General features: G+C 62.9%; 17 protein-coding genes. 9 read left to right on the forward strand and 8 right to left on the reverse strand.

What is annotated here, in order from left to right; all coding sequences use genetic code 11:
• Window positions 1–90: 90 nt before the first annotated feature.
• Window positions 91–1041, reverse strand: coding sequence for a MurR/RpiR family transcriptional regulator (locus ASILVAE211_RS12945; protein ID WP_227321745.1), 951 nt, complete (start codon window positions 1039–1041; stop codon window positions 91–93).
• 185 nt (window positions 1042–1226) lie between these two features.
• Between ASILVAE211_RS12945 and iolG the strand changes: the two genes are divergently transcribed.
• Together iolG and ASILVAE211_RS12955 are read left to right on the forward strand one after the other, a co-directional pair.
• On the forward strand, window positions 1227–2219 hold the full coding sequence (gene iolG, locus ASILVAE211_RS12950) for an inositol 2-dehydrogenase (RefSeq protein ID WP_227321746.1): 993 nt from the start codon (window positions 1227–1229) through the stop codon (window positions 2217–2219).
• Window positions 2220–2237: 18 nt separating this feature from the next.
• Window positions 2238–3050, forward strand: a complete 813-nt coding sequence (locus ASILVAE211_RS12955; protein ID WP_227321747.1) for a sugar phosphate isomerase/epimerase family protein — start codon at window positions 2238–2240, stop codon at window positions 3048–3050.
• A 130-nt stretch (window positions 3051–3180) separates the two neighbouring features.
• Here the strand turns inward: ASILVAE211_RS12955 and ASILVAE211_RS12960 are convergent, their stop codons facing one another.
• From ASILVAE211_RS12960 to ASILVAE211_RS12970, 3 genes are read right to left on the reverse strand one after another with little or no spacing between them, the layout of a single operon-like run.
• Window positions 3181–3759, reverse strand: a complete 579-nt coding sequence (locus ASILVAE211_RS12960; RefSeq protein ID WP_227321748.1) for a PqiC family protein — start codon at window positions 3757–3759, stop codon at window positions 3181–3183.
• Window positions 3756–5450 carry a PqiB family protein gene (locus tag ASILVAE211_RS12965; protein ID WP_227321749.1) on the reverse strand — a complete coding sequence of 565 codons (1695 nt, stop codon included), beginning with the start codon at window positions 5448–5450 and terminating at the stop codon, window positions 3756–3758. Before ASILVAE211_RS12965 ends, ASILVAE211_RS12960 begins: the two co-directional genes overlap by 4 nt.
• Window positions 5447–6760 (reverse strand): paraquat-inducible protein A, encoded by a 1314-nt coding sequence (locus ASILVAE211_RS12970; protein ID WP_227321750.1) that lies wholly within the window; start codon window positions 6758–6760, stop codon window positions 5447–5449. Before ASILVAE211_RS12970 ends, ASILVAE211_RS12965 begins: the two co-directional genes overlap by 4 nt.
• A 179-nt stretch (window positions 6761–6939) precedes the next feature.
• On the opposite strand from ASILVAE211_RS12970, the gene ASILVAE211_RS12975 reads away from it, so the two are divergent.
• A complete protein-coding gene (locus ASILVAE211_RS12975) occupies window positions 6940–7428 on the forward strand; it encodes a hypothetical protein (RefSeq protein ID WP_227321751.1) in 489 nt (162 codons plus the stop codon).
• A 120-nt stretch (window positions 7429–7548) separates the two neighbouring features.
• On the opposite strand, the gene ASILVAE211_RS12980 is transcribed toward ASILVAE211_RS12975, so the two are convergent.
• Together ASILVAE211_RS12980 and speB are read right to left on the reverse strand one after the other, a co-directional pair.
• Window positions 7549–8160, reverse strand: a complete 612-nt coding sequence (locus ASILVAE211_RS12980) for a flavin reductase family protein (RefSeq protein WP_227321752.1) — start codon at window positions 8158–8160, stop codon at window positions 7549–7551.
• Window positions 8157–9125, reverse strand: a complete 969-nt coding sequence (gene speB, locus ASILVAE211_RS12985; protein WP_227321753.1) for an agmatinase — start codon at window positions 9123–9125, stop codon at window positions 8157–8159. The genes ASILVAE211_RS12980 and speB overlap by 4 nt, the downstream gene beginning before the upstream one ends.
• Before the next feature lie 131 nt (window positions 9126–9256).
• On the opposite strand from speB, the gene ASILVAE211_RS12990 reads away from it, so the two are divergent.
• From ASILVAE211_RS12990 to ASILVAE211_RS13015, 6 genes are all read left to right on the forward strand, one after another.
• Window positions 9257–10480 (forward strand): CaiB/BaiF CoA transferase family protein, encoded by a 1224-nt coding sequence (locus ASILVAE211_RS12990; RefSeq protein WP_227321754.1) that lies wholly within the window; start codon window positions 9257–9259, stop codon window positions 10478–10480.
• A gap of 78 nt (window positions 10481–10558) precedes the next feature.
• Window positions 10559–10978 carry a RusA family crossover junction endodeoxyribonuclease gene (locus ASILVAE211_RS12995; protein WP_227321755.1) on the forward strand — a complete coding sequence of 140 codons (420 nt, stop codon included), beginning with the start codon at window positions 10559–10561 and terminating at the stop codon, window positions 10976–10978.
• Window positions 10978–11640, forward strand: coding sequence for a hypothetical protein (locus ASILVAE211_RS13000; RefSeq protein WP_227321756.1), 663 nt, complete (start codon window positions 10978–10980; stop codon window positions 11638–11640). The genes ASILVAE211_RS12995 and ASILVAE211_RS13000 overlap by 1 nt, the downstream gene beginning before the upstream one ends.
• Before the next feature lie 38 nt (window positions 11641–11678).
• Complete coding sequence (locus ASILVAE211_RS13005) at window positions 11679–12632, forward strand: isopenicillin N synthase family dioxygenase (RefSeq protein WP_227321757.1); 954 nt, start codon at window positions 11679–11681, stop codon at window positions 12630–12632.
• Window positions 12633–12636: 4 nt separating this feature from the next.
• The gene (locus ASILVAE211_RS13010) at window positions 12637–13932 is read left to right on the forward strand and encodes an amidohydrolase family protein (protein WP_227321758.1); all 1296 of its coding nucleotides are present in this window, start codon (window positions 12637–12639) and stop codon (window positions 13930–13932) included.
• Window positions 13933–14070: 138 nt separating this feature from the next.
• Window positions 14071–15582 (forward strand): GGDEF domain-containing protein, encoded by a 1512-nt coding sequence (locus ASILVAE211_RS13015; protein ID WP_227321759.1) that lies wholly within the window; start codon window positions 14071–14073, stop codon window positions 15580–15582.
• 187 nt (window positions 15583–15769) lie between these two features.
• Here ASILVAE211_RS13015 and ASILVAE211_RS13020 read toward each other — a convergent pair whose 3' ends face one another.
• Window positions 15770–16708: an ABC transporter permease gene (locus ASILVAE211_RS13020; RefSeq protein ID WP_227321760.1), complete on the reverse strand. Its 939-nt coding sequence runs from the start codon at window positions 16706–16708 to the stop codon at window positions 15770–15772.
• A complete protein-coding gene (locus ASILVAE211_RS13025; RefSeq protein ID WP_227321761.1) occupies window positions 16705–17796 on the reverse strand; it encodes an ABC transporter permease in 1092 nt (363 codons plus the stop codon). The genes ASILVAE211_RS13020 and ASILVAE211_RS13025 overlap by 4 nt, the downstream gene beginning before the upstream one ends.
• Window positions 17797–17805 lie beyond the last annotated feature (9 nt).

Consider the following 17805-nt stretch of genomic DNA (forward strand, 5'->3'; position numbering starts at 1 on the left):
CGGCCAAGGCCGATTGAGCCGGATGAAGCGGCCGGACGTTTCCTGTCTAGGCGGCTTGTCGCCGCTTTTGCTTATTCTTAAATAAAACCATTATTCCAAATTTTCGTCAATCCGGTTTGTATATTCCTTTTTATGGCGTGCGCTGACCGGCGGCAAAGCGCCCGCCCGCTTGCTGACAAGGGCGACGGAGAGCGTCGTCGCCAGCGCGAAGGACGCCGACAGCGACCGAAACCCGCCGAAATCGGCCTCCGCCACTTCCAGCCAGGTGCTGGAAACCTGCACCAGCGGCGAGAAAGGCGAATCGGTAATGCCGATCACCGGCACACCGCGCTGAAAGGCCGCCCGCGCCGAGGTCAGCGTTTCAGACGCATAAGGCGTGAAGCTCAGCGCCAGCAGCGCGTCCTCGGGCGTGATCAGATCCGTCTGGCGGCCGCCGAGCCCGCCAAGCTGATCGACCAGATCAGACCGCACGCCCAGCTTCTGCAAGGCATAGACAAGATAGACCGCGACCGGAAAGGCCCGGCGCACGCCCACCACATAAATAGTACGTGCGGCGGCCAGCCGCTCCACCGCCTGTTCCAGCGCCTCGACATCGATACTCTGCCGGAAATCCCGCGCCGAAGCGCAGGACGCCTCCACCAGACCGTCCAGCAGGCTCAGCACATCGCCGCCCTGATTGCCGTCATGCAGCGCTTCCAGACGTACATTATAATCGGGCCAGCGGTCGCGGGCATGGCTCTGAAAGACCAGTTGCAGGTCCGAAAAGCCGGAATAACCCAGCGCCTGGGCGAAACGGATCATGGTCGACGGCTGCACATTGGCGCGCTTGGCCAGTTCGGCGACGCGGCCGAAGGCAATCTCCTGCGGATGCTGGACCGCGAAATCCGCCACCTGCACCAGCCGCTTCGGCAATTGGCCGCGCCGCTCCACGATTAGCGCGCGCAACGTACGGAAATCCCGCGGCGCGGCATCCGCCTCCAGATCGGCCGGCATCGCCTCGTCATCCCTCATGCCCTGCGGTTCACCATCGCTGTCACTCATCATCCCAATCCAAAACCTGCCGATGCAAAGGCGTCTCCCGTTGACAAGAGATAGCCTAAATGGAATATTTCTTCTATATCTTCCGTCAAGAAATCAAGACGCTCCAAGCGCCCTGGGAGGTTAGCAGCATTCTCAGGCAGATGCCGCTGACTTCCCCAGAAACGTCCGACACGAAAGAAACGATAATGATCCGCTTTTCCGTCCTCGGCTGCGGCCGCATCGGCACCATGCATGCGCGCAATCTGGCGCGTCACCCCCAGGCCAAGCTCGTCTCCGTCTTCGATGTCTTCACAAAAGCCTCGGACGCCATGGCGGCCGAACTCGGCGTGCGCGCCGCGCAATCGGTCGACGAGGTTCTGGCTGACGCGGAAGTCGACGCCGTGCTGATCGCGACCAGCACGGATACGCATGTGGAGTTGATCACCCGCGCCGCCCGTGCCGGCAAGGCGATTTTGTGCGAAAAGCCGATCGCGCTGGACATGAAAAAGGTCGAAGCCTGCTGGGCGGAAATCGGCACTCTTGGCGCCACCGTCATGATTGGCTTCAACCGCCGCTTCGATCCATCCTTCCGCGCCGTGCATGACCGCATGACGGCGGGCGAAATCGGCAAGCTGGAACAACTGATCATCACCAGCCGCGACCCCGGCCCGCCGCCGATCAGCTATATCAATGTCTCAGGCGGCCTGTTCCGCGACATGACGATCCATGATTTCGATCTGGCCCGCTATTTTGCCGGCGACATCGTGGAAGTGCAGGCCTTCGGCGCCAATCTGGTTGACCCGGCAATTAAGGATGCCGGCGATATCGACGCTGCCATGGTGACGATGCGCGCGGCCTCCGGCGCGCTGATCCATATCAACAACAGCCGCCGCGCCTCATACGGCTATGACCAGCGGCTGGAAGCTTTCGGCGAAAAGGGCATGCTGATTGCCGGCAACAAGACCGCGACCAGCGTGCAGTCCTTTTCCGCCGCCGGCACCGGCCAGGGCGATGTCGTGCTGCCCTTCTTCATCGAACGCTATGCCGATGCCTATGCCGCAGAGATCGCGAATTTTGTGGAAAGCGTGGCGGGCGGCAAAACGCCTCTGACCAGCTTCCGCGATGGTGCGGAGGCCCTGCGCCTGGCGGACGCCGCGCTGGAAAGCCTTCAGACCGGCCGCATCGTAAAAATCGGCTGAGCGGACGGAGGGCGAGCCATGCAACGCAAACTCGGTGTCTGCACCTGGACCTATGGGCCGCGCCCTTTGGCGGAGGTCGCGGCCTCCCTCGCCCGGCTCGGCTATGACGGCGTGGAGTTGCATGGCGATCTGGACAGTTTTGAGCCCGTCGCGACGGCGCGACTACTGGCCGATCACGGGCTGACGATCCTGTCGCTGACGCCGGCCGATTGCGACCCGGCGCATCCCCATAGCGCCATTCGGCAGACGGCCATCGACTATTACCGCCGGCTGATCGATTTCGCGGCAGCGACCGGCAGCCAGCCCATCGTGTCCTTTCACGGACTGGTGCAGCGGATCAAGCCGATCAGCAGTCAGGCCGGGGAATATACGCATCTGGTGGATAGCGTGCGCGCCGTGGATAGTTATGCAGCATCAGCCGGCGTGCCGATGGTTTATGAAGTTCTGAACCGCTACGAAAGCCATCTCATCAATACCGGCGCGCAGGCTTTGCAATTGCTGGGTGACGCGGATGCGACGGCGATGCGCGTGCTACTCGACGCCTATCACATGAATATCGAGGAAGCCGATCTGCCCGGTGCTATCCGCCACGTCGGCGGCAAGCTCGGCCTGTTTCATGTCGCGGATTCCAACCGCGAAGGTGTCGGACGCGGCCATACAGATTTCACGTCCATCATGCAGGCACTGGATGCGATCGGCTATACAGGCCCGATCATCGTGGAATGCACGGCTGCCGGCCCCAATCCTTTCACGCCGGTGAAGGACGGTGACTATCTGGCGCAACAGGAGCTGTTTCTGGGTGAAAGCCGGGTCTGGCTGGCGGGACGGTAAGTCCGTTCGGGCTTTCGTCTAAGCAGCGTCATTCCCGCGAAAGCGGGAATCTTCTTCGCTCAGACCTGGGACAAGCAGATGCCCGCTTTCGCGGGCATGACGACTGGAGGCTGACTAAGTCTGACAGTCCCTATCCCGCCAGCGTGCGGGCGATGGCATCCGCCAATTGCCCCAGAGCCACGCTCATCGCCTGAACCTGGCTCGGTACATCCTTGCCCGTCGCCGGCGCCGTGAAACGTAGAGTGGCGACCGTCGGCGGCACCGATCCATCGGCGCGCTTCACCTCGATTTCGGCGACCAGCGCCACCGCGCCGCTGGCATCCCGGTCGAAATGCGTGACGGTGAGTGCGACCGTCGCCTGCGGCTGGGGCGAGACGGTGCTGCTTTCCGAAAAGACCTGCGCGTCCGGCAGACGCTGATCAAGCTCCGTCACCAGCACGCGGCCGATCATGGCGGAGAAGGTCTCCCCCCACCAGTTATTGGTCTCGACCGCAATCTGGTAGCCGGCGGAGGACCGCACGATGGGTTTGCGGTCAAGATAGGGCGCGAGGCCCACATCCTGCACGATGACGATGCGTGGACCACCGGACAGAACCGGACCCGGCACGGCGGCGAGCGTGTAGAGAACCGGCGCGGGCGAGGCGCAGGAAGCCGGCAGCGCGGCCAGCGCCAAGGCTGCCACCGAAAACTGGCGCCGCGAAATCATCATTGCTCAACCCCTGCATTGGTGCGCCCGCGGATCAGCGCTTCCGGATGGCTTGTCAACAAATCCGACAGCGCGCGGAAGGATTGCGTCATGTCGTTCAACTGCGTCATCAACTGCTCCAGCTGGCGGCTGAAATGGCTGTCGCCGCCATAGGTGCTGTTGGCGGAGACCAGCATGGTATTGAGGTTGACCGAGGCCGCCTTCAGCTGCTTCGTCAGGCCCGGCAGGCTTTTCAGCGCCGGCCCGACTTCGGTATTCAGCTGCTTCACGAGCGACTGCGACGCAGCCAGCGTGCCGGCCAAGGATGCCACAGCCTGCTTCGTCTGCGGCCCATTGGTCAGGTTCGCCAGGCCCGACAGCGTCGTGGTCAGGCTGGCCGACATCTGATCGAAGGGCAGGTTGTTGATCTTGGCCAGCAGGGTGCTGACCGAAGTGGTGATGGAATCGAGCGCGCCGGAAGCCGTCGGGAAGACGATTTCATTATTCTGGAAGGTGACATCGGCCTTGGCCGCATTCGGCAGGATGGTCAGCGCGATCTCGCTCTGCCCGGTCAAGAGATTGGATTTCTGGATCTGCGCCCGCAATCCGCTGGCGACCAGCGCCTGCACATTGGCCAAAGGTCCGCGTGATGCGACCTTATTGATATTCTTGATGCGCTGCGGCTCCACCTCAAACCGCACGGGCGCGCGCACGGTATTAGTGGCGCTGTCATATTCCATATCGACGCTTTTCACCTGCCCGATACGCAGGCCCTGGAAGGTGACCGGTGACCCCGGCCCGAGCCCGGCGACAGAACCCGTGAAATAGGCGACGAAGGGCACGCGGCGGTCATAGCTTGCCTGATCGGCATCGTCCTGCGTGTCATAGAGCGGAAAGCTGGTGCCGGCCGCTGATTCAGCCTCGGCCGTCGCGTCATCCGGCGTGGAAAAGGCGATGCCGCCGAGCAGCAGCGCATCCAGCGACTGCACCTTCACCTGCACGCCGTCCGCCCCCAGCTTCACGGCCAGACCGGAGGCGTTCCAGAAGCGCGAATCATCATGCACATAAGCGTCGTAAGGCGCGCGGACGAAAGCATGGATGGTGACGCTTTTCGCCATGTCACCGATATCCCAGCCCAGAATCTGGCCGACCTGAAGATCGCGATAGAAAATCGGCGCGCCGAGCGAGACGGACCCGATGCGGTCGGCGTGCAGCACGAAGTTGCGGCCCGGCACCACGGATTGCAGCACCGGTGGATCTTCCAGACCGGTGAACACCGTCTGCGGCTTGCCCTTATCGGGGGACGGCAGCAGATCGATATAGGGACCGCTCAACAGCGTGCCGAGCCCTTCCAGACTGCCCGCAAAGAAACGCGGCTTCACGACCCAGAACTTCGTCAGATTCGAAATCAGCGGCGTCGCATCTCGCGTCATCTGAATCTTCACCACGACATGGTTCATGTCCGGTGTCAGCTTGACGGAGGTGACGGTACCCAGCGTGACGTCGCGATGCTTGACGACCGATTGCCCGGCCGCCAGCCCGTCACCCTGATCGAAGGTGATGCTGATCAACGGACCGCGCTTGGCATAGGTATCCCAGACCAGCCAGCCGCCGATCACGACCGTGACGACGGGAATGGCCCAGATCAGCGACACGCGCCGCCGGCCTTTCTTCTGCACGACGGCATGGGGGATCGACGGAGAGGAATCGCTCATGGGCGTCTGCCTGGGCTGGTCGCCGCGTCCCACATCAGACGCGGGTCGAAGGATTCGGCGGCGAAGATGGTCAGAATAACAACCCCGGCGAAGGCGACCGCGCCGATGCCGGGGGCGATGGTAACGAGGGCGCCGAAATGGACCAGGGCGACCAGGATGGAAATCATGAAAATATCGATCATCGACCAGCGGCCGATGACGCAGACGATACGATACAGCCGCCCGCGATCGACCAGCCGTTCCGGTCTTCCGAATTGCGTCATGACCAGCAGGATGACGAGACCGACGAGTTTCAGCATCGGCACCATGATGCTGGCAAAAAACACCAACGCCGCCAGCGGATACATTTTGGCAGCCAGCAATTCCTCCACCCCGCCCAGAATGGTGCTTGGGGCGCCGGCACCCATCTGCACCACCGTCAGCACGGGATAGAGATTGGCGGGAATATAAAGAATGGCGGCCGCCGCCACCAAAGCCCAGCAGCGCGCAATACCATTCGGTTTTCTGGCATGGAGGTGACTGCCGCAGCGCGGGCATTCATGCGCGCCCTGCCCGGCCACGCTTGAGACTTTCTCGCAGGTCTCGCAGGCCAGGAGGGAGACAGACCCATCGCGTGCGGCCGGCATGGTGAAAGGACCGACGGGATGTGCCACGACACCCTTGCGCTCCATCGCCTCCCACACCGCCTGGCGATCCAGAAAGGCATCCGCCGCGACCGTCGCGACCATCAGCCCGACCAGCGCGTAGACCGCGAAACCGACATCGATATGCACGATGTCGACGAGCTTCACGTAAGCCACGAAAACGCCGAGCAAATAGACTTCGACCATCGACCAGGCGCCGAGTTTTGCCGTCCAGGCGAAAACGCGGCGCAGATGCGCCGGCGGATGCGTCTTGCGCAGCGACAGAAGAACGTAGTTAGTACCGACCAGTTTCAGCAGCGGCGCGGCGACCGTGGTGAAGAGCACGACCAGCGCCAATTCCCATATGCCCTGCTGGTCCAGACGTCTCGGGCCCGAAAAGACATCCGCGCCGAGGATGATGCCAAAGGTGCTCACCTGCATCAGCGGCATGATGCAGGCAAGAACGAGAAGCGCCAGAGCGGTCAGCGAAAAAGCGAGCGCCCGGCCGAGGGAATTGCGCTGCACCCGGCGCAGCGTGGCATGGCATTGCGCGCAGGAGGCGACGGCCGGTGCGGCAAGCGCCGGCACCTGCTGTAGCAAGCCGCAATAGCGGCACAGGATGGGATGCGAGGGGCTGACGTCACCGGCAGCATCTTCGCTCGCGACAGCAGCCGGCCAATGCATCATGATGCTAGCCCGAATCTCACCGCGCACTCCGCTTTTGGCCATCCAGGGCTGCTATTCACCCATCGCCGGAAATGATAGATTTCACAAAGACGTGTCAAGCGAAGTTGCGACTGAGGCACAGCGCGTGCCCCAGGAATCACGCGATGCACCATAAGGGGTGCCAGAAAGGGTCCAGGATGATGAAAATCTCAACAGCCCGCCATGCCAGACGGCTCCATCTGGGCATGATGCTCGCGGCAAGTATCGCCGTCACGGGCCTTGGCGCTTGCAGTCATTCTGGCGCCGGTCCGAATACCGTGAACGGGCAGACGCCTGATGGCACGCTTGTCATGCACCAGGTTCAGGCCGCCTTCATCGGCAGCGGCAATGGCGGCTACGGCACGCTGAACTACCAGGGCCGCAGCTATAACTTCAATGTCGGCGGCCTCGGCGTCGGCGGTATCGGTGCGTCGACCATCGACGCCACGGGCGAGGTCTATGGCCTGAAATCCGTCAACCAGTTTCCTGGTTCCTATGTGCAGGGCCGCTACGGCTTCGCCTTCGGCGACAAAAGCAGCGGCGATCTGTGGCTGAAGAATAATGACGGCGTGGTGCTGCATCTGCACGCCAAGCGCACCGGGCTGATGCTGAGCCTGGGCGGCGATGTCGTCGTCATCACCTTCAAGTAACCCGCTTCTCGTTGAAGCAACGTCATTCCCGCGAAAGCGGGAATCTTCTCGGTTGATCCCTGGGACAAGAAGATGCCCGCTTTCGCGGGCATGACGGTAAGGGGATTCTCGGCCCCGCTCTCAGCCCGGGCGCACCATTTCGAAGAGGCTGGAGACAGCGACATAGTCGCCGCGATAGCCGCAGCGGCCAAGCGGGCTGGCGGCGGCCGTATCGAAGCGTCCGTCCTTCAGATAGGCCGGATCGATATGCACGCCGACGATCTGGCCGATGACCATGAAGTTTGACCCCTCCACGTCATCCAGGCCGTTGAGCTGCTGGATGGAGAGGCATTTGCATTCCAGCGCCGCCGGGGCGGCGGCCACGCGCGGGGGGGCGACGAGAAAGGACGGCGCCTTGGCGAGCCCGGCGAGTTCGAACTCGTCCACATCATGCGGCACCGGCGCACAGCTTTCATTCATCTGCCGGGCCAGAGCCTCGACCGCGAGATTGGCAACGAACTCTCCGGTTTCCTCGACATTGCGCACGCTGTCCTTCCAGCCATTGCTGCTGAACATGACCATGGGCGGCGCGTCGGACACCATATTGAAGAAACTATAAGGTGCGAGATTAACGAGGCCGGAGGCGCTGACGGTCGAAATCCAGCCGATGGGCCGGGGCGCGATGATCGCCTTCAGCGGATCATGCGGCAGGCGGTGGCCCAGACCGGGCTGGTAGAAATGGGTCGTGCTCATGCCAAAGCCTCCTGACTGGCGGCCGCCCTGCCGGCGGCGATGGCGCATAGCAGTTCGAACATCATCGTGGCCCCGGTCAGCGCCGTCAGCCCGGACGGGTCGAAGGGCGGTGCCACTTCCACCACATCGGCACCGACGATATTCACGGCACTCAGGCGGCGCAGCATGAACTGCGCTTCCCGAGTGGTGAAACCGCCGATCTCCGGGGTGCCTGTGCCGATGGCCATGGACGGGTCCAGACTGTCGATATCGAAAGAAACATAGGTCGGGCCGTCACCCGCAATGGCCAAGGCCTCGTCCATCACGCTGTCCACGCCGCGCCCGACGAACTCCTCGATATAGATTTGGCGGATGCCCTGCGCCCGCGCCCAGCCGTGATCGTCAGTCGTATAAAGCGAGCCGCGCAGGCCGATCTGCACCATGCGCTTGGGGTCCAGCACGCCTTCCTCGATGGCGCGGCGGAAGGGCGAGCCATGGGTGAAGGGATTGTCGCCGAAATAGGTGTCATTGGTATCGGAATGCGCATCGAAATGGATCAAGCCCACCGGCGCGCGGCGGCCGACCGCGCGCAGGATGGGCAGCGTGATGAGATGATCGCCACCGGCCGACAGCGGCACAGCCCCGGCCATGACCACTTCCAGGAAGAAGGATTCGATCTTGGCCAGCGAATCCCGGACATCGATCGGGTTCACCGGACAGTCCCCCAGATCCGCCACCTGCATCGTGTCATAGGGCGCGGCACCGGTCGCGTGATGCACCCGCCGCATGAGGCTGGACTGGTTGCGGATTTCACGCGGGCCGTGACGCGCCCCGGCACGGTTGGTGGTGCCGCCGTCGAACGGCACGCCGATCAGCGCCACGTCCAGGCCCTGGGGGCTGCCCACCGCCGGCAGGCGCATGAAGGTGGAGTGGCCCGCGAAACGCGGCACGAGCGCGGCATCGACCGGCTGGTTGAAATTGGTCACGGGGGCAGCTCCTGCATCAGTCGCGAAAGGCTGAGCGTCACAGAGCATGGGCATCCGACTTGATCAACGGGCGCCAGTGCTGTCCTGTCACTTGCGCCTGACCCTTGGGCGCTCGTTGGAGTGGATAAAGAATGGCCGGCGCGCTGTCGCATATTCGGGTGCTCGATCTGTCTCGCGTTCTGGCCGGCCCCTGGGCCAGCCAATTGCTGGGCGATCTGGGTGCCGAAATCATCAAGATCGAGCGGCCGGGCAGCGGTGACGATACGCGGGCCTGGGGTCCGCCCTTTTTGCAGGATGCCGAGGGGCAGGACACGCGGGACGCCGCCTATTTCCTCTGCGCCAATCGCAACAAGCAATCCGTCACCGTCGATTTCACCAAGCCCGAGGGCCAGGCCCTGGTGCGTGACCTCGCCCGGCAATCCGACGTCGTGCTGGAAAACTTCAAGGTCGGCGGCCTGGCGCAATACGGGCTGGACTATGAGAGCCTGGCCGCCATCAATCCGCGCCTGATCTATTGCTCCATCACCGGTTTCGGCCAAACCGGGCCTTATGCCGAGCGCGCGGGCTATGACTTTCTCATCCAGGGCATGGGCGGGCTGATGAGCATTACCGGCAGGCGTGATGGCGAGGCCGGGGCCGGGCCGCAGAAGGTGGGCGTGGCGCTGACGGATGTGATGACCGGCCTCTATGCGTCCAACGCCATCATGGCCGCGCTGCTGCACCGAGAGAAATCCGGCCAGGGGCAATATATCGATCTGGCCTTGCTGGACGTGCAGGTGGCGAGCCTCGCCAACCAGACGATGAATTACCTCACCACCGGCCGCGCGCCCCAGCGCATGGGCAATGCCCATCCGAATATCGTGCCTTATCAGGATTTTCCGACCCAGGACGGGGCGATGATTCTGGCGGTCGGCAACGACAGCCAGTTCGCGAAACTCGCCATCGTCGCCGGCCATCCGGACTGGGCCTTGATGCCGGAATTCGCCACCAACCGGGCGCGGGTGGAACATCGCGCGGCCTTCGTGGAGGCTTTCACCGCTGTCTCCGTCACTCGCACGACCAAGGACTGGATCGCGGCGCTGGAAGCGGCCGGCGTACCCTGCGGGCCGATCAATACCCTGGCCCAGGTCTTCGCCGACCCGCAGGTTCAGGCGCGGGACACGCGCATTACCCTGCCCCATGCGGCGGGCGTGGATGTGGCGCTGGTCGCCAATCCCATCCGCATGTCCGCGACCCCGCCGGAATACCGCAGCGCGCCGCCGACGCTCGGCCAGCACACCAAGGCGGTTCTGGCCGATACGCTAGGGCTGGATGACGCGGCGATCGAGCTGCTGGTGGCGAAGGGCGTCGTTTGATTCGATATCAAATTGAATTTCCCTCCTCTTTGGATTTTATGGCACCAGCGATAGAATTAGAGGGAGCCATCAGCGCCGATGACCGTGGAAATCACCTTCCCGCTGGAATTTGTCGTCGGTGGCACGCCCGTCTCTCTGCAAACAAAGCGCATCTCGACCCGGGAAGCGTGGAGAGATAAAATCCGCACCGCCAGCGCAGGGGCTCTCCCCGAAGGGCATTTCTGCAGCGCTGGCCGGATCGTGGTGACTCTATTTTATTTTCCGGCTGAGGAAATGCAGGGAGACATCGACAATATCGTGAAACCCGTCCTCGATGCCTTCTCCCAGCACATCTACCTGGACGACAGGCAGGTTGAACGCATCCTGGTCCAGAAGTTCGAACCGGAAAATTTCTTCGCGTTCCGTGCCCCCTCACCTATTCTGGAACAGGCGATCATGGGATCCAAGCCGCTGCTCTACGTGCGGCTTTCCGACGATCCATCAGAGGATTGGCGCTAATGAGTAAATCTCCGGGCCGGCGGGAACGTGCCATCCTGCAAACGGTTATTCCAGGTCTTGAGGCGGATGGCTTCGAGGTATTCCTACATCCGAACGGTCAGCTTCTGCCTCCATTCATGAAAGGCTATCGCCCCGATGCCATTGCCGTGAAGCCCGGCCGCAAAATTGCAATCGAAGTCGCGGCCGGAGGCGGCGCATCGGAAGACCAGTCCCCCTTGCAACAAGTACAGGCGATTTTTGCCACTCAAAAAGATTGGGAATTCCAAATTCTGTACGCGCCAGGAGCGCCTACCGAGCCTGACCTGACACCGGAATCCAAAGAATCCGTCACGGAGATTGTACGCCGGCTACCCTATGTATTCGACCAAGGTGGTGCCGTCGCTGCGCTGCTGACTGGCTGGTCCGCCTTCGAAGCCGCCGCACGACGGCTGATGCCCGAGGCGTTTGAGAGACCGCAACCGCCAGCAAGAATGCTGGAGGCTCTTGCCTTCAGCGGCGCCATCACTCCGGACGAGGCGGATATGCTCCGCAACTTGGCGCGAGAGCGCAATCAGGCTGCCCATGGCAAGCTTGATGCCACGATAACGCCCAAGCAGCTTGAGCAGTTGATCACCGTCACGCTGACCCTGCTGGAATTGACCGAACCTGCCGGCGCGGCTTGATCGGACGCTTAGCGCCATCCGGCATCAGAGAGCATTTCATGACCGATATCCCCATCATCGATCTTTCCGGCCTGCGGTCTTCGGATCTGGACGAACGCCGTGCGGTGGCCGCCGTGCTCGGCGCCGCCTGCCGGCAGGTCGGTTTCTTCTACGTCTGCAATCACGGTATCGCGGATGACGTGGCAAAGGGCATTTTCGCGGCGGCGTACACGCTGTTTGCGCAGCCGGATGCCGTGAAGGAAACATTATCCATCAAGCGGTCCCCGCATAATCGCGGCTATGTCGGCATGGCGGGCGAGCGGCTGGATGCCAAGGCCAGCCCCGACCAGAAGGAAGCCTTCAATATCGGTTTCGAGCTGCCCGCGGATGACCCCGAAGTTCTGGCCGGCAAGCCGTTTCGCGGAATCAATCTCTGGCCCGATATTCCTGGATGGCGCGATCAGGTTCTGGCCTATTACGACGCTTGCATGACCTTGCAACTCACCATCCATCGTGGCTTCGCGCTGGACCTCGGCATTGCCGAGGATTTCTTCGCCGATAAGATGGACCGGCCCATCGCCACCTTACGCCTGCTGCATTACCCGGCGGGCGAGGCCCAGGAGGGTGCCGAAATCGGCGCCGGCCAGCATACCGATTACGGCAATGTCACCATCCTGGCGACGGACGGCGTCGCCGGGTTGCAGGTGCAACGACGTGACGGTGTCTGGCTGGACGCGCCGCATATCGACGGCACTTTCGTCTGCAATATCGGCGATTGCCTGATGCGCTGGACGAATGACGTCTATGTCTCCACCCCGCATCGCGTGCTGCGGCCGAAAGCCGAGCGCTATTCGGTGGCCTTCTTCGCCGATGCCAACCCCGATGCCGTGGTCGAAACCTTGCCGACTTGCCTCGCACCCGGCGAGGCCCCGCGCTATCCCGCCATCACCTGTGCGGACTATCTGCGGCAGCGCCTGACCGCGACCTACGATCATCTCAAGACCGGAAGCTGACGCTGTGACCTTCGATCTTCTCATTCGCAACGCAACCTTGGCCGACGGCCGCAGCGGCCAGGATATCGCGGTCAGCGCCGAGCGCATCGTCGCGGTCGAGCGCGCTATCACGGCGGAGGCCGGCGAGGTTATCGACGCCGAAGGCCAGCTCGTCTCGCCGCCCTTCATCGATCCGCATTTCCATATGGATGCGACGCTGTCGCTGGGCATTCCGCGCATCAACCGGTCCGGCACGCTGCTGGAAGGCATCGCACTCTGGGGCGAATTGAAACCCCTGCTGACGCATGACGCTTTGGTGGAACGCGCACTGCGCTATTGCGACCTTGCCGTGGCGCAAGGCCTGCTGGCCATTCGCAGCCATATCGATATCAGCGACAGCCTCATCGCGGTCGATGCGCTGCTGGAAGTGCGGGAGCGCGTGAAACCCTATATCGACCTGCAACTCGTCGCCTTTCCGCAGGACGGCTATTACCGCTCGCCCCGCGCGGTCGATCTGCTCAAGGAAGCGCTGGATCGCGGCATCGAGATCGTCGGCGGCATTCCGCATTTCGAACGCACAATGGAGGCCGGCCGGCAATCGGTGGCAGCGCTGTTCCGCATCGCCGCCGACCGTGGTTTGCGCGTCGATATCCATTGCGACGAAAGCGACGATCCGCTGTCCCGCCATGTCGAGACCATGGCGGCCGAGACGGTGCGCTTCGGCCTCGGCGACCGCGTCACCGCATCGCATTGCACCTCGATGCATTCGATGGACAATTACTATGCGTCGAAACTCATCGCGCTGATCGCGGAAAGCGGCATGAACGTCATTGCCAATCCGCTCATCAACATCACGCTGCAAGGCCCGCACGACACCTATCCCAAGCGCCGTGGCCTGACGCGGGTGCCTGAACTGCTGGCTGCCGGGGTGAATGTCTCGCTCGGCCAGGATTGCTGCATGGACCCATGGTATTCTCTGGGGTCGGGCGACATGCTGGAAGTGGCGCATATGGCCGTGCATGTGGGGCAGATGACCTCGCAAGATGCCATGGCAACCTGTTTCGAGGCGGTGACGACGCATTCCGCCAAGACCATGGGCCTGGACGGCTATGGCATCGCGCCCGGCTGCCGCGCCGATATGGTGCTGCTACAGGCGGCCAGCCCCGTGGAGGCGATCCGGCTCAGGGCGACGCGCCTCGCCGTCATTCGCGCCGGCCGTGTCATCGCACGCACGCCGGCCCGTGCGGCCAGCCTGTCCCTGCCCGGCCGCCCGGCCGTGGTGAACCCCGCCGCCTATGCGCCGAGGATTGCGCGAGCCTGATCCGTCCCTGCCAGGTCTGAACTCGATCCGACACGAACCGTTTCAATTAGACTTTGGGTTAGAAGCATAGTCCCGTTGGCCTAATGCCAACGGGAATGCTATTAATCCCCTCAGTCTTCATTTGAATGAAACGGCGTTATGGTTGACCAAGTCCTTGACGAGCCGGGCGCACCCCTGACATCCGCCCTCCTTGCTTCCATCGATACAGACGCCTTCGACCTCGCGCCCGTCTCGCTCCTGCTGGAAGATTACAGCGCCCTCAAAACTTTCTTCGGCGACCTGCGTGCGCAGGGCGTCACGTCGCTGGCCGATTACTTTGCCGAGGACAGCGCGCGCATCAGCGCCTGCGCCGCCCTTCTGCATGTCATCAAGGTCAACCAATGCACATTGGATCTGTATGAGGCGAAGGGCTTTCACGAGCTCATCGGCAATCTGGACCGCATTTTCGGCACCGACTCCCTCGCCGTTCATGCGACGGAGCTGGTGGCGCTGTGGGACGGGCATGCCCGCTTTGCCAGCCGCACGGTGAACTATACGCTCACCGGACGGCGGCTGGATGTGGAGATCACCGGCATCCTGCTGCCCGGCTATGAGGACAGTTTCGGGCGCGTGCTGGTGGCCGTGCAGGACGTGACCGAGCGCGAGCAGAGCCGCCGTCTGTTATTGGAAAGCGAGCGTTACGCGCGGGGGCTTTTCGCCTTCTCTCCCGTCTCACTCTGGGTCGAGGATTTCAGCGCCATCCGCCGTCTGCTGGCCGATGTGCGGCAGCGCGGCATCGTCGATTTCCCTGTCTTCCTGGATGTCCACAACGAATTCATTCACCGCTGCATCAGCGAAATTCGCGTTCTCGACGTCAATGACTATACGCTGCGCCTGTTCCGCGCGCCGGACCGGCAGACCCTGCTGGAAAACACGCGCGACATCTTTCGCGACAAGATGGAACGGCCCTTCGCCGAGCAGCTGAAGCATCTATGGGACGGCAACCTGTTCCATCAGCTTGAGGTGGTCAATTACAGCCTGACCGGCGAGGAAATCTATCTGCACCTGCAATTCTCCGTCATGCCCGGCCATGAGGATGACTGGGGCATGGTGCTCATCGCGCTGACCGATATCACGGCACGCAAGAAGGCCGAGGCCTATCTGGAATTCCTCGGCAAGCATGACGAGCTGACGAAACTCTATAACCGCTCCTTCCATGTCGAGGAAATCAACCGGCTGGAACGGCGGGGCCAATACCCGATTTCCATCATCATGGTCGATCTCAACGGCTTGAAGGAAGTCAATGACGAATGGGGCCATCAGGCGGGTGACGCGCTGCTGCGCCGCGCCGGTGAAGTGCTCAACAAGGCCGCCGCCGAACCCTATTTCGCCTGCCGCATCGGCGGCGATGAATTCGCCATTCTCATGCCCAAGGCGGATGAAGCGGCGGCCCATACGCTGATGATGCAGATCGAGGAATTGTTCGCGATCAACAATCAGTTCTACACCACGCCGCTGCGCGCCGCGATGGGATGCGCCACGGCGCGCGAGGGCATGCGGCTGGAACAGGCCATCCGCATCGCCGACCAGGCCATGTATGACGCGAAGCAGACTTATTATAGCACGACGCCCGACGATGCGGTGTCGGAGCGCAGCCGCCGCCCGCGCTGAAGAGAGCGTTTCAGGTTAAGGCCGAAGCACCCTTCACTGTGTCGTGCCCGGCTTAGCCAGCCGCGCTTTATGCCGGGCACCTACCCCTTCGAGCGCCCAGACGAGGTTTGGGCGCCCTACTGGGTAGGCCCCCGGAACAAGTCCGGGGGCGACGATAAAGGGCGCTTCAACGAAAACCTGATGGACGTTAACGCCGCTCTTCGCGCAGGAAAGGCCGGGCCAGATCCTCGGGCTGGGCGCTGGCGCGCAGCCGGCCCATGCCGGACGCCGCCAGCACAGCGATGGTGGCCAGATAGGGCATCATCTGGATCAGATAGATCGGCACATGCAGCCCGCTCGACAGCAGCAGCGGGATAACGGCCTGCACCGCGCCGAACAGCACGGCGGCACCTATCGCCCGCAGCGTGTTCCAGCGCGCGAAGGTGACAAGCGCCACGGCAATCCAGCCTCGGCCGCTGACCATGCCCGTCACCCAGACCTGACTGCCGACGAGGCTGAGATGCGCGCCGGCCAGACCCAGAATGATGCCGCCCACCAGAACGGCACCAAGGCGCATGAGCATGACATTGACGCCCGCCGCGTCCGCCGCCGGCGCGTTCTCGCCCACCGAACGCAGGCGCAGGCCAAGCTCGGTCTTTTCCAGCACCCACCAGACGATGAAGGGCAGAATAAAAGCGAAATAGGTCAGTGGATCCTGGTCCGTGAAACGGGCCAGCCAGCGCGGCAAGCCGGTGAAGGCGGCAGGATAGATCGGGCCGAGCGCCTTGATCGGCTGATTGGCGAAACTGTCGCCGATAACGCCGGACAGGCCGACGCCGAAGGCGAAGATGACAAGGCCGGACAGAACCTGTTCCAGCCGCAGCACCACCGTCAGCAACGCGAAAAGAAGCGTCATGCCCAGCGCCGCGAGGCAGCCCATCAGGACCGCCATCGGCAGGCCGAGGCCGGACAGCATCGCGATGACGGCCGCGACCGCCCCCATGGACATGATGCCCTCGGCACCGAGATTCATGACGCCGGCACGCTCATTGATGATCAGGCCGGTCGTCGCCAGAAGATAGGGCGCGGCGAAGACCGGAATGGCGCCGATCCAGTCCCCCAGGAAGCCCGTCACGAAGCCGTTCATGCCTTCTGCCCCTCGGTGGCCACCTTGGGGCGCTGGCGCAGGATGGAAATGCGGTAGCGGACGAAAACGTCGCAGGCCGCGACGGTCATCAGCAGGAAGGCCTCCATCGTCACCACCACCGTATCCGGCAACTGGTAGAAGGCTTTCAGCGAATCCCCGGCGGTATAGAGGCCGGCAACGGCGAGAGCGGCGATGAAGACGCCGATGGGATTGGCGCGGCCCAGATAGGCGATGGCAATGGACGGGAAGATGAAGTCATTGCCGACGAATTGCGTCAGCTTGTGCTCCTCGCCCGAAATGATGCTGAACCCGGCGAGGCCCGAGACGGCGCCCGCGAGGCAAGCGGTCGTCAGCGTGATGCGTGCGACGGGAATACCGAGCGCGCGGGACGCGGTGCGGTTCTCGGATACCGCCTTGGACAGCAGGCCGAAGCGGCTGTAGCGGCACAGCCACCAGCAGAAGACGACGACGATCAGCGCGATGAAGAGGCCGTAATGCAGATGCCAGGTGCCGAAATTCGGCAGCTGCTCGTATTTGGGGAAAACCGGCGTCATCGGAAACTGGTCGGCCGCGTTGCGCCAATGGCCGTAGAGCAGATCCTGCGCCAGCAGATAGGCGACATAGTTCAGCAGCAGCGTGGTGATGACCTCGTCCGCACGCAGCCGCACCTTGGCGACAGCGGCCAGCCCGCACCACAGCGCGCCACCGACCATGGCGGCGACGATCATCAGCGGCATGCGCAGAAACCACGGCCCGATCTGGTAGATGCTGACGGCGGTCGCCGCCAGCGCCCCCATCCAGAGCTGGCCCTCGACGCCGATATTCCAGAAACGGATGCGCAGACAAAGTGCGACGGACATCGAGACGAGGGTGAGCGAAATCGCCCGCGTCAATGTCTGGTCAAGCCCGGCGCTATTGCCGAAGACATAGAGGATGAATTCATTGCCGAGGTCGCTGGCCGGCACGCCGAAGGCGATGAGGAAGATGGCGCAGCAGATCAGCCCGAAGACGATGCCGCCGATCAGCGTCGCGGCCGTCAGCCAGCGCGGCACCGCCAGACGCGGCGACAAGACAAGGCGATAGGGCATCACGGACAC

The sequence above is a fragment of the Acidisoma silvae genome, from assembly GCF_020618775.1.
GTDB lineage: Bacteria > Pseudomonadota > Alphaproteobacteria > Acetobacterales > Acetobacteraceae > Acidisoma > Acidisoma silvae.